The organism is Phyllobacterium lublinensis, assembly GCF_020164435.1.
GTDB lineage: Bacteria > Pseudomonadota > Alphaproteobacteria > Rhizobiales > Rhizobiaceae > Phyllobacterium > Phyllobacterium lublinensis.
In genome coordinates this window covers 71,254-92,334 of record NZ_JAIUDQ010000016.1, presented here as the reverse complement: position 1 = coordinate 92,334, position 21,081 = coordinate 71,254, and the positions used below count along the sequence as shown (strand labels likewise).

At 59.3% G+C, this 21,081-nt stretch carries 23 protein-coding genes; 12 read left to right on the top strand and 11 right to left on the bottom strand.

Features of this window, described 5'->3' with window-relative positions; translation table 11 throughout:
* Positions 1 to 55 precede the first annotated feature (55 nt).
* Positions 56 to 349 carry a GYD domain-containing protein gene (locus K9U38_RS18180; protein WP_224495757.1) on the top strand — a complete coding sequence of 98 codons (294 nt, stop codon included), beginning with the start codon at positions 56 to 58 and terminating at the stop codon, positions 347 to 349.
* A gap of 271 nt (positions 350 to 620) precedes the next feature.
* Here K9U38_RS18180 and K9U38_RS18175 read toward each other — a convergent pair whose 3' ends face one another.
* Positions 621 to 1,313 (bottom strand): winged helix-turn-helix transcriptional regulator, encoded by a 693-nt coding sequence (locus tag K9U38_RS18175; RefSeq protein ID WP_224495756.1) that lies wholly within the window; start codon positions 1,311 to 1,313, stop codon positions 621 to 623.
* Between the two features lie 142 nt (positions 1,314 to 1,455).
* Between K9U38_RS18175 and K9U38_RS18170 the strand changes: the two genes are divergently transcribed.
* Positions 1,456 to 2,622 (top strand): acyl-CoA dehydrogenase family protein, encoded by a 1,167-nt coding sequence (locus tag K9U38_RS18170; RefSeq protein WP_224495755.1) that lies wholly within the window; start codon positions 1,456 to 1,458, stop codon positions 2,620 to 2,622.
* A gap of 209 nt (positions 2,623 to 2,831) precedes the next feature.
* Positions 2,832 to 3,617 carry a DUF4087 domain-containing protein gene (locus K9U38_RS18165; RefSeq protein ID WP_224495754.1) on the top strand — a complete coding sequence of 262 codons (786 nt, stop codon included), beginning with the start codon at positions 2,832 to 2,834 and terminating at the stop codon, positions 3,615 to 3,617.
* 9 nt (positions 3,618 to 3,626) lie between these two features.
* Here K9U38_RS18165 and K9U38_RS18160 read toward each other — a convergent pair whose 3' ends face one another.
* Both K9U38_RS18160 and K9U38_RS18155 read right to left on the bottom strand, forming a co-directional pair.
* Positions 3,627 to 4,829: a DUF2778 domain-containing protein gene (locus tag K9U38_RS18160; RefSeq protein ID WP_224495753.1), complete on the bottom strand. Its 1,203-nt coding sequence runs from the start codon at positions 4,827 to 4,829 to the stop codon at positions 3,627 to 3,629.
* Positions 4,830 to 5,015: 186 nt separating this feature from the next.
* Positions 5,016 to 5,234, bottom strand: a complete 219-nt coding sequence (locus K9U38_RS18155) for a hypervirulence associated TUDOR domain-containing protein (protein WP_224495752.1) — start codon at positions 5,232 to 5,234, stop codon at positions 5,016 to 5,018.
* A gap of 188 nt (positions 5,235 to 5,422) precedes the next feature.
* Here K9U38_RS18155 and K9U38_RS18150 point away from each other — a divergent pair, with 188 nt between their 5' ends.
* The 5 genes from K9U38_RS18150 (at position 5,423) to K9U38_RS18130 (ending at position 9,099) form a co-directional block, all read left to right on the top strand.
* Entirely contained in the window at positions 5,423 to 5,971 is a 549-nt protein-coding gene (locus tag K9U38_RS18150; protein WP_224495751.1) for an alpha/beta fold hydrolase, read from the top strand.
* A gap of 166 nt (positions 5,972 to 6,137) precedes the next feature.
* The gene (gene sugE / locus K9U38_RS18145) at positions 6,138 to 6,452 is read left to right on the top strand and encodes a quaternary ammonium compound efflux SMR transporter SugE (protein WP_224495750.1); all 315 of its coding nucleotides are present in this window, start codon (positions 6,138 to 6,140) and stop codon (positions 6,450 to 6,452) included.
* Between the two features lie 213 nt (positions 6,453 to 6,665).
* A complete protein-coding gene (gene moeB / locus K9U38_RS18140) occupies positions 6,666 to 7,436 on the top strand; it encodes a molybdopterin-synthase adenylyltransferase MoeB (protein ID WP_224495749.1) in 771 nt (256 codons plus the stop codon).
* Between the two features lie 5 nt (positions 7,437 to 7,441).
* Complete coding sequence (locus K9U38_RS18135) at positions 7,442 to 8,698, top strand: aconitase X (RefSeq protein WP_224495748.1); 1,257 nt, start codon at positions 7,442 to 7,444, stop codon at positions 8,696 to 8,698.
* Entirely contained in the window at positions 8,695 to 9,099 is a 405-nt protein-coding gene (locus K9U38_RS18130) for an aconitase X swivel domain-containing protein (RefSeq protein ID WP_224495747.1), read from the top strand. Before K9U38_RS18135 ends, K9U38_RS18130 begins: the two co-directional genes overlap by 4 nt.
* Before the next feature lie 104 nt (positions 9,100 to 9,203).
* Here the strand turns inward: K9U38_RS18130 and K9U38_RS18125 are convergent, their stop codons facing one another.
* Positions 9,204 to 10,448: an NADH:flavin oxidoreductase/NADH oxidase family protein gene (locus tag K9U38_RS18125; protein WP_224495746.1), complete on the bottom strand. Its 1,245-nt coding sequence runs from the start codon at positions 10,446 to 10,448 to the stop codon at positions 9,204 to 9,206.
* A 140-nt stretch (positions 10,449 to 10,588) separates the two neighbouring features.
* Complete coding sequence (locus K9U38_RS18120) at positions 10,589 to 11,590, bottom strand: 2-hydroxyacid dehydrogenase (protein ID WP_224495794.1); 1,002 nt, start codon at positions 11,588 to 11,590, stop codon at positions 10,589 to 10,591.
* A gap of 263 nt (positions 11,591 to 11,853) precedes the next feature.
* Here K9U38_RS18120 and K9U38_RS18115 point away from each other — a divergent pair, with 263 nt between their 5' ends.
* On the top strand, positions 11,854 to 12,336 hold the full coding sequence (locus K9U38_RS18115) for an SH3 domain-containing protein (RefSeq protein ID WP_224495793.1): 483 nt from the start codon (positions 11,854 to 11,856) through the stop codon (positions 12,334 to 12,336).
* Positions 12,337 to 12,506: 170 nt separating this feature from the next.
* Here K9U38_RS18115 and K9U38_RS18110 read toward each other — a convergent pair whose 3' ends face one another.
* The 3 genes from K9U38_RS18110 to irrA form a co-directional block, all read right to left on the bottom strand.
* Complete coding sequence (locus tag K9U38_RS18110; RefSeq protein ID WP_224495745.1) at positions 12,507 to 13,022, bottom strand: outer membrane protein; 516 nt, start codon at positions 13,020 to 13,022, stop codon at positions 12,507 to 12,509.
* Positions 13,023 to 13,665: 643 nt separating this feature from the next.
* Entirely contained in the window at positions 13,666 to 13,908 is a 243-nt protein-coding gene (locus tag K9U38_RS18100; protein WP_224495744.1) for a type II toxin-antitoxin system Phd/YefM family antitoxin, read from the bottom strand.
* 105 nt (positions 13,909 to 14,013) lie between these two features.
* Complete coding sequence (gene irrA / locus K9U38_RS18095; protein WP_106667492.1) at positions 14,014 to 14,445, bottom strand: iron response transcriptional regulator IrrA; 432 nt, start codon at positions 14,443 to 14,445, stop codon at positions 14,014 to 14,016.
* A gap of 331 nt (positions 14,446 to 14,776) precedes the next feature.
* On the opposite strand from irrA, the gene fabA reads away from it, so the two are divergent.
* Both fabA and fabB read left to right on the top strand, forming a co-directional pair.
* On the top strand, positions 14,777 to 15,292 hold the full coding sequence (gene fabA / locus K9U38_RS18090; protein ID WP_027230465.1) for a 3-hydroxyacyl-[acyl-carrier-protein] dehydratase FabA: 516 nt from the start codon (positions 14,777 to 14,779) through the stop codon (positions 15,290 to 15,292).
* Between the two features lie 36 nt (positions 15,293 to 15,328).
* Complete coding sequence (gene fabB, locus K9U38_RS18085) at positions 15,329 to 16,555, top strand: beta-ketoacyl-ACP synthase I (protein WP_224495743.1); 1,227 nt, start codon at positions 15,329 to 15,331, stop codon at positions 16,553 to 16,555.
* Positions 16,556 to 16,607: 52 nt separating this feature from the next.
* On the opposite strand, the gene K9U38_RS18080 is transcribed toward fabB, so the two are convergent.
* Positions 16,608 to 16,814, bottom strand: a complete 207-nt coding sequence (locus K9U38_RS18080) for a hypothetical protein (RefSeq protein WP_224495742.1) — start codon at positions 16,812 to 16,814, stop codon at positions 16,608 to 16,610.
* 14 nt (positions 16,815 to 16,828) lie between these two features.
* On the opposite strand from K9U38_RS18080, the gene fabI reads away from it, so the two are divergent.
* On the top strand, positions 16,829 to 17,644 hold the full coding sequence (gene fabI / locus K9U38_RS18075; RefSeq protein WP_224495741.1) for an enoyl-ACP reductase FabI: 816 nt from the start codon (positions 16,829 to 16,831) through the stop codon (positions 17,642 to 17,644).
* 144 nt (positions 17,645 to 17,788) lie between these two features.
* Here the strand turns inward: fabI and K9U38_RS18070 are convergent, their stop codons facing one another.
* Positions 17,789 to 18,808 carry a class I SAM-dependent methyltransferase gene (locus K9U38_RS18070; protein WP_224495740.1) on the bottom strand — a complete coding sequence of 340 codons (1,020 nt, stop codon included), beginning with the start codon at positions 18,806 to 18,808 and terminating at the stop codon, positions 17,789 to 17,791.
* Between the two features lie 91 nt (positions 18,809 to 18,899).
* On the bottom strand, positions 18,900 to 21,044 hold the full coding sequence (pnp, locus tag K9U38_RS18065) for a polyribonucleotide nucleotidyltransferase (RefSeq protein ID WP_224495739.1): 2,145 nt from the start codon (positions 21,042 to 21,044) through the stop codon (positions 18,900 to 18,902).
* Between the last annotated feature and the right edge of the window lie 37 nt (positions 21,045 to 21,081).

The following is a 21,081-nucleotide window of genomic DNA, read 5'->3' as shown; positions in this document are numbered from 1 at the left end:
GAGCGGGGGACATTCGCGGCCACCGGCGCGGGCCGTGCCGCGCGGGAGGTGTGCCATGACCACTTACGTGATGCTTATCAACTGGACCGATCAAGGCGTTAAGGCCGTGCGCGAGTCACCATCACGGCTCGATGCAGCAAGAAAGCTTTTGGCCGAAATGGGTGGTTCCTTCAAGGAATTCTATCTGACCATGGGGGAATACGACATGGTCGTCATCGGCGAAGCGTCAGACGACGCAGTCATGGCGCGGTTCGCACTCAACCTTGCCATGAAAGGCAATGTGCGCACCCGCACGCTCAAGGCGTTTCCTGAGGCCGCCTATCGCGAGATCATCAACTCGCTCGGCTGACATCGCGGACTTATCAAACGTTCACGACTTGTGCGACGAGTACTGCCGGAAATCCATGGCATATCCGCCATCGCGAACCGCTCCGCGGGCCGCTGGCGACATCGAGCACGCGTGTTCCACGGCCTACATGGGTTGCATCGAGCAGCGGTTCGGCATCCGCCTCTGGTGAGCTCGCCCAGCCAGGCCGCATAGCCGGACGTCTTGGCGATCCAGCCCTGTTGCTCAAGGTCCTTGAGCGATGCGTCCCGGTTGGGCTCCATTGCGGGCCTCCCTACGACACCATGCGCTTTTCGGCTGCGAAAGTGCTCAGGCCGAGCCATTGTTGCATGGCGCTCGCAATGTTCGGGTCACCATCGAATTCGAGATTGCCAGCTTCGACCTCGCGGCGAACCAGTGTATGGCCCATCCATATTGCCGTCATGCTCTTCAACGAACTCGTGACAAGCAGGTCGATATCGTATCCCGGGTCGAAACCGCACAGGTCCACCGTGGCCCCGTCGACCACCAGCCACCAGTTCTGTTTTGCCTCCGGCAATTCGGGGTACAGAAACTGTATCGTGCAGCGCCGTGTCGGCAACGGTTTCGGGTTGAGATTGCGCCGCATATCCCACATCAGGAGCGAAGGATCGAGGTTGCGCAGCGTCAACTGCGATTCAACCCAGCGCTGGCCCCACGAGCCGATCCCGAGAACGATGGGGCGTAAATCCTCTCCGGCGGGCGTCAGATGATATTCGGTGATGCCGTTGGCATTGGGCACTGCGACAAGGACCCCTGCCCGCTCCAGTTCTTTCAGGCGCTTGGAGAGCAATGCGGGCGACATGCGCGGCACGCCGCGGCGCAAATCGTTGAAGCGGGTGGTGCCAAGCAAAAGTTCGCGCACCACCAGTGTCGTCCATCGTGAGCATAATATTTCTGAAGCCATCGCCACCGGGCAGAACTGGCCATATCCTCCACGTGCTTCCATGTCCCCTCACAGATGCCAAATAAGGAGAATACCGCAAAAGCGCGGCAAAGCCTACGGGGGTAGTACAGATAGAGTACTGGACGAAAGTCGAGGATAGAGGGATTCTCTTCCACGGTCAGCAATGGCCCAACAGGAGGTGAATATGAATACTCTGGCACATAAATCCCCAATCGATGCAGATGACGCTCCGCCCGGCAATGCGGTCGAGATTGCCCAGACACTGACACCAACTTTTGCCGCACGCGCCGCCGAGTTCGACGCGAACGACACTTTCGTTGCCGAGAACTACAAGCTGCTCAAGGAAGCGGGCCTTGTGGAGGCCGGCGTTCCGCGCGAGCTTGGCGGCGGTGGCGCGGAAGTTGCCGAGCTTGCCGAGATGCTGCGCGTCATGGCGCATGCCTGTTCGTCGACGGCACTTGCCTTTTCAATGCACACCCATCAGGTCGCGATCCCGGCATGGCGCTGGCGCCACCAGAAGGTGGCCGCGGTCGAACCACTCCTCAAGCGTGTCGCCGCTGAAAAGCTGATCCTGCTTTCAAGCGGCGGCTCCGACTGGATCGGCGGCTCGGGCATTGCTGAAAAGGTCGATGGCGGTTACCGCATCAGCGCACGCAAGGCCTTCACGTCCGGCGCCAATGCCGGCGATCTGCTGATGACCGGTGCCATCTGCGCCGGTGATGACGGCTCGCAGAACGTTATCCACTTCGGCGCTTCCATGAAGGCCGATGGCGTCAAGATCGTCGATACCTGGAAGGCGCTCGGCATGCGCGGTACAGGATCGAACGATGTCGTGCTCGAGGAATACTTCGTTCCGGATGCGGGCGTTGCCTTCTCGCGCAAGGCCGGTGAATGGCATCCGGTGTTCCAGATCATCGCGACGACGGCGTTCCCGCTGATCTATGCGGCCTATCTCGGTGTCGCCGAAAGCGCACGCGACATTGCCGTTCATCTTGCCAAGAAGAAGCAGCCCAACGAAAGCAGCTTCAATCTCGCCGGCCGCATGGATACGTCGTTGCGCGCCGCGCAACTTGCGCACCAGTGGATGGTCAAGATCACCGAGCGCAACGCGCCATCGGCCGAGTCGGTCAACGAGATCATGATCGGCCGGTCGCTGGTCGCCGAACATGCGATCAAGACGGTGGAGCTTGCGCTGGAGCTTGCCGGTGGATCAGGCTTCTATCGCAGCAACGGGCTTGAACAGCGCTTCCGTGACATCCAGGGCGCGCGCTTTCATCCGCTGCAACAGGGTCCGCAGGCGCGATATGCCGGGGCCATGGCGCTCGGCCACTCGGTCAACGCCATCTTCTGAGCCTTGCAATGGAGGAGGGGCGGTCACGGCAGAACCGCCCCTCCTCGCTTTTCCGCCTGTGCCACAGTGCCCTGCGATTGTACCCGCCAACGCGTTACCGTACCCGCTCTGGCGCAGGCTTGATGCCCCCGACCGCTTCCCTTAATGTGGCGAAATGTGGTCGCTCCGCGCCAGGAAAACGGACCATCCAACAGCCGGAGAGGAAGCCCATGTTCGCCAGGACGGTCGCCCTTGTTTTCGCTGCCGGCATGGCAATCGTCGTTTCTGCCGGTCCGTCATTTGCCCAGAGCCAGCCATTGAACGATGCACTCGACAATGCGTTCGGCAGCCATGACAACTATCTGGCGGTCATCAACAGTTTCCAGGCTGCCGTGAAGGCCCATGATACGGCAGCGGTTGCTGCGGCAGTCCGCTATCCGATCGGGGTCAAGATCAACGGCAAGGCAACGACGATCAAGTCCGCCAGCGATTTCACCAGGAACTACGATGCAATCATGACCAGCGAGATTGCCGACGCTGTGATCAACCAGAAACTGGATGACCTTTTCGTAAACTGGAAAGGCGTCATGTTTGGCAACGGCCAGATCTGGATAAACGGCATCTGCAACGACAGCACGTGCAAGAACGTCGATGTAAAGGTTGCAACGATCCAGTCTACCGCCGACATCAGCGCGCCGGCGCCCTCGCACGAGATGCGCTGCGGCTGGCTCACCAACCCGACACCCGGCAATCTGTGGCTCATGGACAAGGATGCGACCTGGACAATTACCTCGCAGGCTGAGGCCGAGGGACCGGATGCGGACGGCATCGACAACATACCGGATGGGGATCCGAAGCAATTCGTCGATACGAGCCACGGTGCCGGCCATGGCTATGGCTGCGCTTGCCTAACTGTCGAGACCAACGCCAGGGACCAGCGCATCACCAAGGTGATTTCCGGCAAGGCCCTGCCGCTGGCCAAATGCCGCGCCGACAAGGCCCTGCCCAAGCCGTGAACCCTTGTTCTATCTGGAGGCGAAAAGCGTCGATGACGGCATGCGCGCCACTACCACGAGCTGGGTTATCTCGCCCCGCTTGAAGGCGGCGAGGAAGCGGCGGTAATCCTTGATCGATACGCAGCCATTGGAATCGCCACGCGGTCCAAGCATGTAGGTATGAGCGAGCAACCCGTCACGACCGAAGATCTTGCCCGGTTCGACCGGATTGAGCCGGATCGCCTCGACGCCGTGGAAGAGCTTCTCGCGCATGGTTAGCCGGTAGGTATGCGGCGGCGTAGCGCCTCGCATCTTCTTGTGCACGTAGCGGACATTGTCGCGCATCGGCCCGAGGCCCGAATGCGCTTCCAGCTTCTCGCCATTCGGCAGATAGACCATTTTGGCTTCGATGCTGTAATAGGCCGTGCGGTTGCGGGCGCTAAGGCGCGGTGCCGGCGGCTCATAGGTTGGCGCGATATCGCGCAGGTCGTTGTCCGGCGGTGCGTAGGCCAACACCTGCGGGGCGCGCTTCGGCCGCATGCCCGGCAGCGGAATTTCGGGCGACTCTTCGTCGTCAAGCGAGGAATCGGTCTCGGCCAGAACGAGGCTGAACGGTCCCTGCGGCAGTGCGCCAGCGGGCGGTGGGGCATTTTCCAGCGCGGCGACGGCGGCTGCGACCGAAGGCCCTGTAACCACGGATTCCGTGTCGAATGTACTGTAGGTCTGAATCGACGCGACCTGCATCGTATCGAGCCCGGACATGCGGGCGCTGAAGTCATCTTCGGCCAGAAGCTCGATGCCAGAGGCACGCGCTCCAAAGGCCTCGGTGGCCAGCGGCGCCTGCGCAACGATCCTGGGCCTTGGCGAGGAGATGAAGCTGATGTCGCCCGACGGACCGATCACCGCGCCTTCCGCCATGTCGGCAGCTTGCCAGGGGGTCGGCTTCATGTCTGGCATGCGCGGATATTTCGGATGGCGCTGCGCGAACTCGGGCGCCGGCGCAAGTGCGATCAGGCTCCCGGAGGAGGCCGTCTGCATCGGCCGATGGCCAGCGGGAATGCCGTCCGCGGTGCGGGACAGGAAGGCGCCGTGCATGGTCATTACCGTGGCGATGACGCCGAGCGATGCGGCTATGCCGAGCCCGGCAAGCAATGCTGCGGGAATGACCCGGCGGCCCGGACGACGGCCAAATTTGTCCAATGGCTCGACGCCCGTCTTGACTTGAAACGCCATGAAAACCCGTACCCACCTGGTAACCCACACGCCAGCCAGCGCAAAGCCACTATCGTCGTGGCAAAACTGAGGCCACGGCGCGGGATTCTCGACCCGCAGTGGCTTTCTGGCCTAAACCGAGCATGGAGAAACTTGGTTACCAAGTGGTTGATGGGGGAGCAAATGTTTGAATCAAAGCTGCGTCGGCTATTTCGCCGCCTTGAGCTCCGAAGCGCTTTTCAAGACCCTGCCGCCATCGTCCTGCTCGATCATATAGGCGGGTTCATCTTTCGAAGCCTTGCGTGTCACTTCGACACCCCTGATCGTCCGGGTCACGGACTTGGTAAACTGCTCGACGATCTTGCCAGTGCCGACGTCCTTGGCCCACACCCATTCAACTCTCGCGCCCTTGTGGAATTGTGTCATGGATTGGGTTCCGAATTGGTAGGTACTCTGGGTTACGCATCTGTATCATATTTTACAGTGAACCTTCCTCACATCGTTAGGAGCACCACTTCCGGATACAGCCATATTTTGTGGGTCGCGTACCTTTATAGCGGACATGGCAGGGACGCGGCTTGCATACGCCTGTTCCTATTGAATAAAACAGCACTATGACCAATCAGATTCTCTTCGTTCAGGGAGCCGGCGAAGGCACCCACGATCACTGGGACAACAAGCTCGTTGCAAGCCTCGAGCGCGAACTCGGCGAAAGCTACGTTGTTCGCTACCCCCAGATGCCAGGCGAGGACGATCCCAGTTACGTCGCCTGGAAGGCTGCGCTGTTGGAGGAATTCGACTCCCTGAGGGACGGGGCAATTCTCGTGGCCCACTCCTTCGGTGGCAGCGTTCTGATGCATGTGCTCGCCGAACAGCCGCCGAAACTGAGGCTTGGCGGGATATTTGTCATGGCCGCGCCTTTCATGGGCGAAGGCGGATGGCCGGGCGATGCCATGGATGATCTCGGGGTCCTCTCGGAACGCCTGACACCTGGCGTTCCCGTGTATCTTTATCATGGCACCGGTGACGCCGAAGTGCCTACTGCCCATGTTCACCTTTATGCGAAAGCCGTTCCGCATGCTGTGGTCCGTATCTTGGAAGGCAGGGATCACCAACTCAATGACGATTTGAGTGAAGTCGCACGGGATCTCCGTTCGATATAAGCTCCTTCACTCCCCTTGATCTTAAACACCAAAATTACTCATCCCTTGGTTGTCTTGCCAATTTCGCCGTGCGACCCTAAATAAAGTCCCGGAGGACGACCTCCACGCTTCCCAAGCGTTACCAGCAAATCCGGGACGGCCCGATCAGATATGAAGGATGGTCGTCATGGCCTGGGCAATACTCATTCTCGCGGGTCTCTTTGAAATCGGCTGGGCCATCGGGCTCAAATATACCGATGGCTTCACGAGGCTCACCCCCTCCATACTCACCGCTGTCAGCATGGTGATCAGCGTCGTGCTGCTCGGCCTTGCACTGCGCGAGCTGCCCGTCGGCAGCGCCTACGCGGTATGGACCGGCATCGGCACGGTCGGCACTGCCCTGCTCGGCATGTATCTCTTTGCCGAACCCGCAACCGTGATCCGGCTCGTATGCATCGGACTAATCGTCTCGGGCATTGGCGGGCTGAAGTTCTTGACGTGAAATGTATCGTGCAAGACCGCAGTACGTGGTTCGACAAGCTCGCCATGAGGGAGGTTGAAGGCTGCACGGTCGCATCAGCCTCGGAGGCTTTGGTTGCTGCTCAATGCAACTCCCTCATGTTGAGCCCCGTCGAACCACGCACTACGCTTTTTGAAAGTCTAGAAGACGCAAACGCCCGTTTCGCATTGGCTCATCATATCCTAGTGTACTGTCATGACTGATCTGCAAGACACTGCCCTCACCCCTACCGAAATCGAGCGTTATGCCCGCCATATCATTCTTGGCGAGATTGGCGGTCCCGGCCAGCAGAAGCTGAAGCGCGCCCGCGTGCTCGTCGTGGGCGCCGGCGGGCTCGGCGCGCCGGTGCTACAATATCTGGCGGCTTCCGGCGTCGGCACGCTCGGCATCATCGATGACGACCGGGTATCCCTGTCGAACCTGCAGCGTCAGGTGATCCATTCGAGCGAGCTTGTCGGCTCCGCCAAGGTGGAGAGCGCGGCGCGCGCCATCGCGGCGATCAACCCGCATGTAACCGTCGAGGCGCACGAAACGCGCATCGGGCCGGAGAATGCCGCCGATCTCGCGCGACGCTATGACATTATCGTCGATGGGTCCGACAATTTCGACACACGCTATCTGCTGGCGGATACGTGCCTTGAAGCAAGGCGACCGCTGGTCTCGGCGGCGCTTGGGCGCTTCGACGGCTCGGTGACGACACTGATGCCCTATGCGGCGAATGCCGCCGGGGAACCCAATCCGTCCTACCGCGACCTTTTCCCCAATCCGCCGCCGCCCGGCCTCTTGCCAGCCTGCGCCGAAGCCGGCGTCCTGGGCGTGCTGCCTGGCGTCATCGGCACCCTGCAGGCGACGGAGGTCATCAAGCTCGTCACCGGCATAGGCGAACCCCTGATCGGCCGGCTCCTGCTTTATGATGCGCTGACCTCGCGCTTCGAAACGATCAAGTACAAAGCCCGCAAGGCCTGATTGCCATGTTGCTCGAGCTTTCCGCGCAACAGCAGGCGATTGCCAATGGCGCCCGCGGAGCTGGTGCCGCCATGGCCATGCGCATCGTCGCCGCCACCGCGCGGTTGATGGGCGCGAAAAATCTCATACCCATCGCTTCGGCGCATATAGACGGCGCGCTCTATCATGGCGATTCCGGCACGCTCTTTGCCGAAAAACTGGTCGAGGGCGGCGCGAAGGTTGCTGTGCGCGCAACGCTCAATGTCGGCTCGCTCGATCTGACAGGGTGCTCCAAGAACCGCCTGCCGCCACACGAACGGGCAATGGCGCGGCGGATGATGGACGCCTACCGCACGCTCGGTTGCGAACCGAGCTGGACCTGCGCGCCCTATCAGGCCGGCCATCGCCCGGCACTTGGCAGCGATGTCGCCTGGGGCGAGAGCAATGCGGTCGTGTTCTGCAATTCGGTGCTCGGCGCGCGTACCAACCGCTACGGTGATTTTCTCGATATTGCCTGTGCCATTGCCGGTTTCGCACCCTATTACGGCTACCATCGCCCGGAAAACCGCCGCGCGACCGTCGTTTTCGATGTTTCCGGCCTCGATGCGACGTTCCTCGCGTCCGAGGTCGCCTGGCCCATTCTCGGCAGCCTTTACGGCCGCGAGCTTGGCGATGCGGTTGGCGTGGTTGCGGGCATTGCTGCCGGCCCCGGCGAGGATGCGCTGAAGGCCTTTGGCGCCGCATCCGCCTCGGCAGGTGCCGTCGGGCTGTTCCACGTGGCGGGCGTCACCCCGGAAGCGCCTGACCTTGCAACCGCCCTGGCGCATCAGCCGCCGCAATCGGTGATCAAGGTTACCGCGCAGATGGTTGCGGATTCGCAGCGCCGCCTCTCCACCGCCCGCGATTCCGGCAGGATCGATGCCGTTGCCATCGGCAGCCCGCACCTTTCGATTGCCGAGTTCGAACGGCTCGAAACGTTGATCGGCGGTCGCCGGCTCAAAGTTCCGTTCTACGCCTGCACCGGCCGTCATGCGCTGGCCGTACTGGACGAGCACGGCCGCCGACAGCGCCTCGAGGCAAGCGGCGTCACCGTCGTCGCCGATACCTGCGTCGTGGTTACGCCAATCCTTCCGGATATCGCCGGTGCTGTCCTCATGACCAATTCCGGCAAATTTGCCCATTACGCCCCGGGCAATACCGGCTACGGCGTCATCTATGGTTCCATGGCGGAATGCGTGGAAAGTGCAGTCCTCGGCCGGCCGGCGTTCGAGGCGGCACCATGAGGGCGGAAATTCTTGTCACCGGCCAGCCGGCAGCGGCGCCCGCGCTGGTCCTCACCGCACCGATCAGCTTCTGGGGCGGGGTCAATCCCAAGACCGGACTAATCGCTGACGTGCGCCACCCCGAGCACGGCCTGTCAATTGACGGCAAGGTGCTGTGCCTGCCCGGCACAATCGGTTCATCGTCGGCTGCCGCGGTGCTCCTCGAGCTGGTCAGTTCCGGTCTTGCGCCCGCCGCGCTCATCCTGCACGAGCCCGACGCAATCCTGTTGCTCGGGCTGATCGTTGCGCAGGAAATGGGCCACAAGGTACCCATGGCGCTGCAGCTGGATCGCAGGGAGTTTGCGGCGTTCACTGGTCGCCTGCTGCAGATCGAGGCGGATGGGTCGATTGCTGTGCTGTAAAAGCGGTTGCTTCGGCGCTGTGCGTGGTTCGACAGGCTCACCAAGAGGGATGCCAGCGATCTCCAAGAGCGTTGACGGCTGTCATTGCGGCCCACAAGACTCCCTCATGGTGAGCCTGTCGAACCACGCTGATGTGCTGTGCCAGCTTTTTCCACGACGTCATCGGCAAAGTGACGCAACCAGACTTCCGTTCGGGATTTGTCGCGCGCGTAATAGCTTTCAATTGCTTGCCCGAGGTCGCCGAAAACCGGCGTTTCCTTGTCACCACCGATCTCGGCCAGTCGCATTGTGTACCACGCGGTGATCCCGCCCTCCGGTGCATCGGCAAATCTGGGAAAGACCGGCTCCGGTTTCCTATCTGCTTTCCAGAGGTCGGCGAGCGAAGGCTCCAGGACGAGCGCACGCGCCAGTCCGACAATATCGACGGCACCGCTTGCCACGGCCTCGTCGGCCAGAGCGCGCGTCTTGAAACCGCCTGTCAGCATAAGGGGCTTGGTCGTCGCGGTGCGGGCCCGCCTTGCAAACTCGAGGAAGTAGGGTCCGCGTCCCGTTCCGTCCGAGGCTGCCTTTGCCCCCGGGAAGTACGTCCCGCCGCTGATGTCGATCAGGTCGACCGACGATTGGTCCAGCGCAGCCACCACCTTGAGCGCGTCCTGCGCGTCGAACCCGCCCTCAAGCTGGTCTGAGGAATTGAGTTTCACAGCAATGGGGAAATCAGGTCCGACAGCGGCACGCGTTGCTTCGATCGCCTCCAGCAGAGGTCGCATACGGTTGGCGATTGCACCTCCATACTCATCGCTCCGCCGGTTGAACAGCGGCGAAAGGAACTGGCTGAGCAAAAATCCGTGCGCTGCGTGGATTTGCACACCGCCAAAGCCGGCCTGCTGTGCCAACCGGGCCGTTGTCGCAAACGCCGAGGGTAATCGACGCATTTCTTCCAATGTAATTTCAGTGCAGCGCAGGCCCTGCAGGTCGAGTGCACTCGGGCCCTTCGGGTTACTGGTCGGCGCATAGGCAAGCGCTCCGGCATGACCAAGTTGCAGCCAGAGGCCGGTGCCGTTTTCACCACCACGTCGGGCCAGTTCCCGGAACCGATCAAGGTCGGAGGCTTCGCTGAGGACCAGATTGCCCGGGTTCTCGGCGTAACCTGAGGAGAGCTGCACCTCGCCGATTATGGATATGGCCAGCCCGCCTGCTGCCCAACGCTGATAAAGCCTGATCTGTTCGGCTGTCGGATGGCCGGTTCCGTCGCCTAGCGAATCCGACATGGCTGACTTCGCAATTCGATTCTTCAGGACCAAGCCGCAAGGCAGCTGCAGCGGTTCGAATAGAGTTCCAGCGTGTTGCATTTGAGATTCCGGCATTCATTTCTATCCACGAAAACTCGTGGCCGCGTGGGAAAAAGAAGCTTCCAGGGGAGTACCCATGTGATCGCTGAAATCGCTTGCTCTCCCACAAGGGGAGCGACGATCAGCCTCGGAGACAGGTCCTAGACCTTGTCTGGCAAGACGCGATCCGGCGGGCGATGACCATCTATGAAGGTGCGAATATTGATGATTACCTTCTCCCCCATGTCGATACGCCCCTCGAGCGTCGCCGAACCCATATGGGGCAGGATGACGACCTTGCCCTGCTTGGCTAGCTTGCGAAGCTTGGAGTTGACCGCCGGCTCATGCTCGAACACGTCGAGGGCCGCCCCGGACAGTTTTCCATGTTCCAGCTGCTCGATCAGTGCATGCTCGTCGATGATCTGCCCGCGTGCCGTGTTGACGATGAAGGCGGTCGGCTGCATCAAGGCGAGGCGCCGGGCCGACAGCAGATGGAAGGTTGCCGGCGTCGAGGGGCAGTTCACCGAGATAATGTCCATGCGCGCCAGCATCTGGTCGAGGCTTTCCCAGTAGGTCGCCTCCAGTTCCTCTTCGGTCTTCGGGTTCACCGGCTTGCGGTTGTGATAATGAATCGAAAGGCCGAAGGCCTTGGCCCTGCGTGCAACGGCGGTGCCGATGCGGCCCATGCCGACAATGCCGAGGCGCTTGCCCCAGATACGGCGGCCGAGCATCCAGGTCGGGCCCCAGCCCTCCCATTTGCCGTCATCAAGCAGGATCGATGCGCCCTCCACCAGACGACGCGGCGCGGCCAGCATCAGGGCCATGGTCATGTCGGCCGTATCTTCAGTCAGGACGTTCGGGGTGTTCGTCACGGTGATGCCGCGCTTGGCAGCGGCCGCCACGTCGATATTGTCGGTACCATTGCCGAAATTGGCGATCAGCTTGAGGTTCGGCCCGGCGGCATTGATAACCTCCTCGCTGACGTGATCGGTGATCGTGGGCACGAGAACATTGGCCTCGCTGACGGCCTCGATCAATTCCGCCTTGGACAGCCGTCGGTCATCGACATTGAGCCGTGCTTGAAAGAGCTCGCGCATACGCGTCTCGATGGGGTCCGGCAGTTTGCGGGTAATGACGACCAGAGGCTTCTTGCTCACCAATATTCCCCTCCCAATTCGCGACGCATTGAGACCTCTTTAACCAAGTCATTGCAAACTGCAATTGCTCTTTGCGCTCCTCCACCTGTCTATCAAGGCGGCGCATCAAAGACAAAGAAAAATAGGGATCGTTCGCCATTCTGCCGCAAATTCGGCTGATGCAGGCCCGGAACGATGAAGGACTGATCTTGGTGAACCTTGGAAATCTTCGCTCTCTCTTGACTGCTGGCAGTGTTGCGGCAGCCCTTGCCCTGACAATCCCGCTTGGCATGACTGTGCCGGGACAAGCCCAGGCGGCGGCGCAGGTCGGCCCGAGCGGCCTGCCATTGCCGCGCTTCGTCAGCCTCAAGCCGGGTCGTGTCAACCTGCGCGTCGGACCCGGCCGCGACTATGCCGTCACCTGGCTGTTCCTGAAATCCGGCCTGCCGGTCGAGATCATACAGGAGTATGACAACTGGCGTCGAATCCGAGATTCTGAGGGTACGGAGGGCTGGGTCTACCAGTCGCTGCTCTCGGGCAAACGCACTGCGATGACTGCTCCATGGCAGCGCGACAAGGCTGGCACATTGCTGAATGTCTATCGCAGCGCCGACGATAAATCCGGCGTCGTGGCCAAGGTTGAGCCCGGCGTGCTCGGAACGCTGAAGGCCTGCAATGGCCAGTTCTGCCGGATATCGTTCAGCGGTGCCAGTGGCTGGATAAGCCAGCCGGAAATCTGGGGCGCCTACCCGGACGAACAATTCGACGACTAGAGCCTTTCTTGTTTGAATAGAAACAGTTCTGTTTCTCGGGTGGCGAGACAATCCCCAACGATTCTGTTTAAGCAAGAAGGGCTCTAGCCCGCCATATGGGCTGTTCGAGCATCGCATTCCGCAGCCGAGAGAGATTCGGCGGAGGGATGCGATGCTCATGTCCTTCGGGATCAGAACTTGTAGCTGAGCCCGATCGTGCCTGAAACTTCGCTGAGACGCACCTTGGCGACCATACCGTCGGCAAAGGGGAAATCCTGCTTGCCGAAATCGCTATAGCGCATGTCGCCGCGCAGCAACCAATGCTGGTCCAGAGCATATTCGATGCCGCCGCCGGCAGTCCAGCCGACGAGCGTCGGGCGCGAGCCCTCCCAGCCCCTCAACAGTGGATTGGAGATGGCCGCGCCTACAGTGACGAACGGAAGGAGGCGGTCTACCGCATATCCCGCCCTTGCCCGCAATGAACCTTGCCAACGACTTTTGAAGGTGGCGGGACCATCCGTCCTGTCGATGCCGGTATTGGCCAAATCGGCTTCGACACCTGCAACGACCCCATTGGAGAATCCTACATTGTAACCGGCATGAATACCGCCAAGAAGGCCGCTGTCGTCAAAATTGCTGTGCGGTCCACTGGTCCACACTTTGGCCGCCACGCCACCGATATCGGCACCGACATACAAGCCGTCCAATCGAAGGCGGGGGGTGTTGAGCTGGCGGGAGCCGGATCGCTCGCAAGAGCCGAGGACGAGGCAAGCATGAACGCTAGGAGCGCGGGAAACACCTTCATGAAAAACTCCTGAAATAAATAAAAAATAACAAATAGATAGCTAGCAAGGCAAAGCTACCAGATCTGCGAAGGCGTCATAATCGCAATATCTTGCCATTGACCGCGCGAACGGACATACGGGGCGAATCGGACCGACGTGGAAGAATGCAGATCGGTATACAACTTTATACGATCATTACGGGGCCAGGGTATTGGGCGACGATGGCGTCGGTCGCCAGCAGGGTGATACCTTCAACAGCCGCCTGCGCCACCAATATTCAGTCAAACGGATCTTTATGAATTGGTGGAAGGGACGCGACAAAGACTGCGTGTTCACTGGTGATGGGTAGCTCCTGGTAGCCGCTGTCCAACAGCCCTCGACGCAGTACGCGTGAATCAACCTGGAAATCTGCCCGACCCAATCCTCATTTGACCGCTACCTCCCACAGGCTGGCAGGACTGAACACGAGTTCGTTGAATGGATCGGCCATGAGGTCGCGGGCTTTTCAGGAGAAGTTCGAATGATCCTGCCGCCCACAAGATCAGATGTGTATCAAGCAGCAGCTTCATTCGCGGCCGCCACAAATGCGCTCAATCTCTATACGGCCCATGCTGTCAAAATCAGCTGGCACCTTGATCTGCCCAGCCATAAATCCAAACCGCTGCGGATTTGCCGCAGGCTTGTCCAGCGGTACGACTTTCGCAATCGACTTGCCCGCCTTGGCAATCACGAAGGGCTCGCCGTTGGCAACCTGTTCTACCAAACGGGACAGATGGGTCTTCACCTCGCGAATGTTGATGGTTCGCAACGTGCATTCCTAACATGAACCAAGTTTAGTTTACTCAGTTCATCCAGTTTGCAAACTCAAGCTTGGCCAGGGGGCGAACCGAACGTTGAACTGCTCATCCGCAGCTCAGCCGCGCTTTTTGCGCAACCGGATAATGATGTCGACGTTGACGATTTCCATGCCTTCCGGAACCGGCGGCAGGTGGCCGACCATGGCCGAACCATCGGGGATATCGATCACTTCGTTGGCACCTTCCACGAAAAAGTGATGATGGTCGGAAACATTGGTATCGAAATAGGTCTTGGCCCCTTCGACCGCGAGAATGCGCAGCATCCCGGCCTGGGTAAATTGATGCAGGGTATTGTACACGGTAGCCAGGGAGACCGGCACATTGGCGCCCTGCGCCTCTTCATGCAATTCTTCCGCAGAAAGATGCCTGTCACCCTTGGAAAAGATCAGGCTGGCGAGGGCGACGCGTTGACGGGTCGGCCGCAGTCCGGCAAAGCGCAAGCGCTCCTGCAAGGATACATCCGCATCTATCTCATACGAAATATGCATGGCCCGTCTGCCACTCCGTTAACTGATATCAAAAATCACACGAGAGACAAGTTGTCCATCATGTTACATGATTGATATATGCCGACTTGCGGAATCGATCAATAGGCAGAAAATACGCCATTGGTCTAGGTCGATAATCCGCGAACGGTACAGCATGTTTGGAAATCGCATCTGATGTTAAAATCGCAGGAGGCACGGTGAAGCCGAGGGTTCCATTTGGACGTGGTTTGCTCTAGACAGCGTTCTCAGGCGGAAACACGCTCTGACAGGTCCGCTCGCGCCGGCCATCTGGTCTCGAGCGCAGTCTTGGAAGTAACCGATGGGAGAAAGAATGCCAGAACAGAAATCAAGCTACGGGTATGAAGAGCTGCTTGCCTGCGCCCGCGGAGAGATGTTCGGTCAGGGCAATGCGCAGTTGCCAGCACCACCCATGCTGATGTTTGACCGCATCACCGAGATTTCTGAAACGGGCGGCGAAAACGGCAAGGGCTACATCCGTGCCGAATTCGACATCAAGCCCGACCTGTGGTTTTTCCCGTGCCATTTCATCGGCGACCCTGTCATGCCGGGCTGCCTTGGCCTCGACGCCATGTGGCAACTGACCGGCTTCTATCTCGGCTGGCTGGGCGAACCTGGAAAAGGCCGTGCCCTTTCTACCGGCGAAGTGAAGTTCACCGGCATGGTCACGCCCAAGACCAAGCTCGTCGAGTACGGCATCGACTTCAAGCGCGTCATGCGCGGCAGGTTGGTCCTTGGCATAGCGGACGGCTGGTTAAAGGCCGATGGCGAAACTATCTATAAGGCAACTGACCTGCGGGTCGGCCTGTTCAAGGAAAGTGCTGCCTGAGAAATCAGCCAGCACAATACCTTCAAGGAGATCGCGATGCGGCGAGTGGTTGTGACGGGCATGGGTATCGTGTCCTCTATCGGCAATAACGTGCAAGAGGTGCTTGAGTCCCTGCGCACGGCGAAATCGGGAATTGTCTTTGCCGAAGACTATGCCAAGCATGGCTTTCGTAGCCAGGTCCACGGCGCCCCGACACTGGATCCCTCGACTGTCGTCGATCGTCGCGCCATGCGCTTCCATGGTGGCGGCACCGCCTGGAACCATGTCGCCATGGATCAGGCCATCGCCGATGCCGGCCTCGAGGCGGATCTGATTTCCAACGAGCGCACCGGCATTATCATGGGATCGGGTGGCTCATCCACCCGCACCATCTTCGAATCGGCCGAAAAGACCATCGAAACCGGATCGAGCAAGAAGGTTGGGCCTTTTGCCGTGCCGAAGGCCATGTCCTCGACGGCGTCTGCTACCCTTGCCACCTGGTTCAAGATCAAGGGTGTGAACTATTCGATCTCTTCGGCCTGCGCCACGTCGAACCATTGCGTCGGCAATGCCTATGAGATGATTCAGTACGGCAAGCAGGACATGATGTTCGCGGGCGGGTGCGAGGATCTCGACTGGACCCTGTCTGTCCTGTTCGATGGCATGGGCGCAATGTCGTCCAAGTTCAATGACCGCCCATCCGTTGCATCGCGCGCCTACGACAAGAACCGTGATGGCTTCGTCATATCCGGCGGTGCCGGTGTCCTGGTTCTTGAAGAACTGGAGCACGCCAAGGCGCGCGGCGCCAAAATTTACGGTGAACTTGTCGGCTACGGTGTCACGTCCGACGGCGCCGACATGGTTGCGCCGAGCGGCGAAGGCGCCGCGCGCTGTATGCGCATGGCGATCGCCAACGTCAAGGGACCGGTCGACTACATCAATCCGCACGCTACCTCGACGCCGGTGGGCGATCTCAAGGAGATCGAAGCCATCCGTGAAGTTTTTGGCTCTGGCAACGAGTGCCCGCCGATCTCGGCAACCAAGTCGCTGACGGGCCATTCGCAGGGAGCAACCGGCGTGCATGAATCGATCTATTCGCTCCTGATGATGAACAATAACTTCATCGCAGAAAGCGCCAATATCGAAGAGATCGATCCGGCATTCAGCGACATGCCCATTGCACGCAAGCGTATCGACAACGTCAGACTTAACACAGTTCTGACCAATTCCTTCGGATTTGGCGGCACGAATGCATCGCTGGTCTACCAGCGCTATGAGGGGTAGAGCCTTCCTTGACCATATTGACCTATTCCGACGGAGGCATGTTGTGACAAGATCAAGCAAAGACACGAAGACCCGCACTTTGCGTGCGGGCGAGTGGATTTGCGCCGGAATTGGCGCAACATGCCCCGTCCCTTCGGGTTTCCGGCTGACGGACACCCGCTTTGTCAGGCGGCTTCGTCCGATGCACCACATCGGCATCGCCACCTTCCGCGCGGATCGTCTCGTCAGTCGAGAAACAGAATACGGCCAATATGGTCAAGAAAGGCTCTAAACATGGGTGAATTGATGAAGGGCAAGCGCGGTCTCATCATGGGGGTCGCGAACAGCCATTCCATTGCCTGGGGCATCGCCAAGGAACTGGCCGACAACGGGGCTGAACTCGCCTTTACCTATCAGGGCGACGCCTTTGGCAAGCGTGTGGCACCACTGGCCGAACAGCTGGGTTCGAAATTGCTGCTGCCTTGCGATGTCGAAGATATTGCGACTGTCGACGCCGTGTTCGAAACGCTGGAAAAGGAATGGGGAACCATCGACTTCGTGGTCCACGCCATCGGCTTCTCGGACAAATCGCAACTCAAGGGTCGCTATGCCGACGTGACGACACGCGACAATTTCTCGAGGACAATGGTTATCTCCGCCTATTCCTTCACCGAGATTGCACAGCGCGCCTCGAAGTTGATGCCGGCGGGCGGTTCGATCCTGACACTGACCTATGGCGGCTCCACGCGGGTCATGCCCAATTATAACGTCATGGGTGTTGCCAAGGCAGCGTTGGAAGCCATGGTCCGTTATCTGGCCGCCGACTATGGTCCCGAAGGCATTCGCGTCAATGCAATCTCAGCGGGTCCGGTGCGGACTTTGGCGGGTGCCGGAATTGGCGATGCCCGTGCCATGTTCTCCTACCAGAAGCGCAATGCGCCGCTGCGTCGGACCGTTGACATAGAAGACGTCGGCCGGTCGGCGCTATACCTTTTGTCGGACCTTTCGAGCGGCGTCACCGGTGAGATTCACTATGTGGACTCAGGGTACAACATCGTGTCGATGCCAACCCTCGAAGAGCTCAAAAAGTCAGACGACGGCAAGGAATAATTCGAACGCCTGCCCCTCTCGGAGCGAAATTTCGTCGGGTTTTGTTCCGAATCAAACAAAGATCAGGGAATCTCGAGTCTGATATGGCGAAATCGAACGAGAATTTTCCACTTGGGGTGGAAAATTCGCTGTTGCGGGTTGAGGTTATTTCTTCGCTTCGATGATCTTGTAGCCGGCATCGTCTTCGAGCGGCTGCACGGATTTGAAGAGCGCCTTCAGGCCAGCTTCATACGGCATCTGCCTGTTGGCAACGAGCAACAGGCGGCCGCCCGGCTTCATACGCCTTGCTGCAGCCGCGATGAAGCCCTGCCCCATTGCAGGGTCAGCGCTGCGACCCGCGTGGAATGGCGGATTCATGACGATCGTGTCATAAACCTCTGAAATAGCTTCACTATTCACGTCGTGCCAATGGAATGACACCGGAATTTGCGTACCGCTGCCAATATTCAGTCTTGCAGCTTCAAGGGCTTCAAAATCCGCCTCATAAAGCGCCAGCGACTTCAGCTTTTCAGCATGTTTCAAGACCTCGCTGGCGAGGTAGCCCCAGCCGGCCCCGAAATCCGCAACGTGGCCGCTGATGCGTCCATCGAAATGCCTGGCCAGCATCGCCGAACCCTTGTCGATGGCCGTGTGCGAGAACATGCCTGCCCCGGTCGTAAATCGATTCTCGAGCCTTGTCGGTTCCGCTATAAGTGATTGAATTTCAATGCTATTCAGTTGTTCCGGGCGACCTAACCAAAACGCAACGGCGTGGTGTTTCGACAGCCTGTCGATGACCGTCGCCAACCCTGCTACGGTTTTGCGAAAGCTGTCGACGCCAAGCTTCTTGTCTCCGGAAACCACAATTCTCCCGCCCGGCTTCACCTGTTGCAAAGCCTGGGCCAGCCAGGACTCGTTGCGGCCGCGATGCTTGCCGATCAGGATCAGCGCCCCGTCAAAACGCTCATCACCCTGCAACCTTGGCATCGCTTTGAACCCTGCCTTCTGCAATTCGAGGTAGTCCGGCTTGAAGGGCTGGAGACAGGTCAGGACGCCCCGCCAGTCGCCCGAGATATCGCGGTCTGCTTCCGCACCAAGAAACAGCCACTTCTCGCTTGCGCCGGGCAGCGCCAGTATCTCTTGGTCGAAGGGCAGGAAAAGCGTCTTCAGCGCGCCGCTGGTCATGATGATGTCCGTCTTTCAATAAACTTGGATAAGAAAAAGCGCGCCCGGGATAAATCCGGGGCGCGCCTTAATTATTGGAAAACTCAGAAGCTTACTCTGCGTCTTCTTCGGCAGGCTTCTTTTCCTGAACGATTTCCTTGCCAGTTTCCTGATCGACAACCTTCATCGACAGGCGAACCTTGCCGCGTTCATCAAAGCCCATGAGCTTGACCCAGACCTTCTGGCCTTCCTTGACCACGTCGGATGTCTTGGCAACGCGTTCGGAGGCGAGCTGCGAGATATGGACGAGACCATCGCGCGGACCAAAGAAATTGACGAAAGCGCCGAAGTCAGCGGTCTTGACGACCGTGCCTTCATAGATCTCGCCAACTTCCGGCTCGGCAACAATGGAATGAATCCACTTGCGCGCCGCTTCGATTTCTTTCGCAGAGGAAGACGCGATCTTCACCGTGCCATCGTCCTCGATGTTGATCTTCGCGCCGGTCTTTTCAACGATTTCGCGAATGACCTTGCCGCCGGAGCCGATAACATCACGGATCTTGTCGGTCGGAATGTTCATGACCTCGATTCGTGGTGCAAATTCACCGAGTTCCGAACGGCCTTCGGTGATGGCCTTCGCCATTTCGCCGAGGATGTGCAGGCGTCCGTCCTTGGCCTGAGCCAAAGCAACCTTCATGATCTCTTCAGTGATGCCATCGATCTTGATGTCCATCTGCAGCGCGGTGATACCGCCATCCGTACCGGCCACCTTGAAGTCCATGTCGCCGAGATGATCTTCGTCACCGAGAATGTCGGAGAGAACTGCGAACTTCTCGCCTTCGAGGATCAGGCCCATGGCGATACCGGCAACCGGACGGAGCAGTGGAACACCGGCATCCATCAGCGCCAGCGATGTACCGCAAACGGTGGCCATCGATGACGAACCATTGGATTCGGTGATCTCGGAGACGGTACGCAGCGTGTAGGGGAACTGTTCCTTGGCAGGCAGAACCGGGTGGATAGCGCGCCAGGCGAGCTTGCCGTGACCGATTTCGCGGCGGCCCGGAGAACCCATGCGTCCGGTTTCACCGACCGAATAGGGCGGGAAGTTGTAGTGGAGCATGAAGGTTTCTTTGTACATGCCGGTCAGCGAGTCGACATACTGTTCGTCTTCGCCCGTACCGAGGGTGGCGACCACGATGGCCTGTGTTTCACCGCGGGTAAACAGGGCCGAACCATGGGTACGCGGCAACAGACCAACTTCCGAAACGATCGGACGCACTGTCTTCAGGTCGCGGCCATCGATACGGCTGCCGGTATCGAGAATGTTCCAGCGAACGATCTTTGCCTGCACCGACTTGAATACGGTAGCGATCTCTTCAGCGGAAAACTCCGGCTCTTCGACACCTTCCGGGAAGAAATGCGCCTTGACCTTGGCCTTGGCCGCATCCACAGCAGCGTAACGCTGCTGCTTGTCGGTGATCTTGTAGGCGTCGCGCAGGTCGGCTTCTGCGACCTTCAGAACTGCTGCTTCAACCGCTGAAAGATCGTCGGCTGCGAAATCGCGAGGCTCCTTGGCGGCGACCTCAGCGAGCTTGATGATCGCTTCGATGACCGGCTGGAAGTTCTTGTGGCCGAACATTACGGCGCCGAGCATGACATCTTCGGCCAATTCCTTGGCTTCCGATTCAACCATGAGAACGGCATCGCCTGTACCGGCGACAACGAGATCAAGGCTCGACTCGACCATCTCATCCACGGTCGGGTTCAGTTTGTACTCACCGCCGATATAACCAACGCGGGCGCCGCCGATTGGTCCCATGAAAGGAACACCGGAGAGCGTCAGGGCAGCCGATGCGCCGATCATCGAAACGATATCGGGATTGTTTTCGAGATCGTGCTGGATGACCGTGATGACAACCTGGGTGTCGTTCTTGTAGCCATCGGCAAAGAGCGGGCGGATCGGGCGGTCGATCAGGCGCGAAACCAGCGTTTCGTTTTCGCTCGGACGGCCTTCACGCTTGAAATAGCCACCGGGAATCTTGCCGGCCGCATAGGTCTTTTCCTGATAGTTGACAGTCAGCGGGAAGAAATCCTGACCAGGCTTCGGCTCCTTGGCGGAAACGACGGTGGCAAGCACGACAGTCTCACCATAGGTGGCAACAACGGCGCCGTCAGCCTGACGTGCGATCTTGCCGGTCTCGAGAATAAGCGGACGTCCGCCCCATTCGATTTCAACTTTGTGTTGATTAAACATGTCTTGTCCTTCAGTGGGAAAAAACGCGCATCCCTTT

Coding starts and splice junctions, on each gene's coding strand:
- K9U38_RS18180 (WP_224495757.1), top strand. CDS start 56: ATGACCACTTACGTGATGCTTATCAACTGGACCGATCAAGGCGTTAAG.
- K9U38_RS18175 (WP_224495756.1), bottom strand. CDS start 1,313: ATGGAAGCACGTGGAGGATATGGCCAGTTCTGCCCGGTGGCGATGGCT.
- K9U38_RS18170 (WP_224495755.1), top strand. CDS start 1,456: ATGAATACTCTGGCACATAAATCCCCAATCGATGCAGATGACGCTCCG.
- K9U38_RS18165 (WP_224495754.1), top strand. CDS start 2,832: ATGTTCGCCAGGACGGTCGCCCTTGTTTTCGCTGCCGGCATGGCAATC.
- K9U38_RS18160 (WP_224495753.1), bottom strand. CDS start 4,829: ATGGCGTTTCAAGTCAAGACGGGCGTCGAGCCATTGGACAAATTTGGC.
- K9U38_RS18155 (WP_224495752.1), bottom strand. CDS start 5,234: ATGACACAATTCCACAAGGGCGCGAGAGTTGAATGGGTGTGGGCCAAG.
- K9U38_RS18150 (WP_224495751.1), top strand. CDS start 5,423: ATGACCAATCAGATTCTCTTCGTTCAGGGAGCCGGCGAAGGCACCCAC.
- sugE (WP_224495750.1), top strand. CDS start 6,138: ATGGCCTGGGCAATACTCATTCTCGCGGGTCTCTTTGAAATCGGCTGG.
- moeB (WP_224495749.1), top strand. CDS start 6,666: ATGACTGATCTGCAAGACACTGCCCTCACCCCTACCGAAATCGAGCGT.
- K9U38_RS18135 (WP_224495748.1), top strand. CDS start 7,442: ATGTTGCTCGAGCTTTCCGCGCAACAGCAGGCGATTGCCAATGGCGCC.
- K9U38_RS18130 (WP_224495747.1), top strand. CDS start 8,695: ATGAGGGCGGAAATTCTTGTCACCGGCCAGCCGGCAGCGGCGCCCGCG.
- K9U38_RS18125 (WP_224495746.1), bottom strand. CDS start 10,448: ATGCAACACGCTGGAACTCTATTCGAACCGCTGCAGCTGCCTTGCGGC.
- K9U38_RS18115 (WP_224495793.1), top strand. CDS start 11,854: ATGACTGTGCCGGGACAAGCCCAGGCGGCGGCGCAGGTCGGCCCGAGC.
- irrA (WP_106667492.1), bottom strand. CDS start 14,445: ATGCATATTTCGTATGAGATAGATGCGGATGTATCCTTGCAGGAGCGC.
- fabA (WP_027230465.1), top strand. CDS start 14,777: ATGCCAGAACAGAAATCAAGCTACGGGTATGAAGAGCTGCTTGCCTGC.
- fabB (WP_224495743.1), top strand. CDS start 15,329: ATGCGGCGAGTGGTTGTGACGGGCATGGGTATCGTGTCCTCTATCGGC.
- fabI (WP_224495741.1), top strand. CDS start 16,829: ATGGGTGAATTGATGAAGGGCAAGCGCGGTCTCATCATGGGGGTCGCG.
- K9U38_RS18070 (WP_224495740.1), bottom strand. CDS start 18,808: ATGACCAGCGGCGCGCTGAAGACGCTTTTCCTGCCCTTCGACCAAGAG.
- pnp (WP_224495739.1), bottom strand. CDS start 21,044: ATGTTTAATCAACACAAAGTTGAAATCGAATGGGGCGGACGTCCGCTT.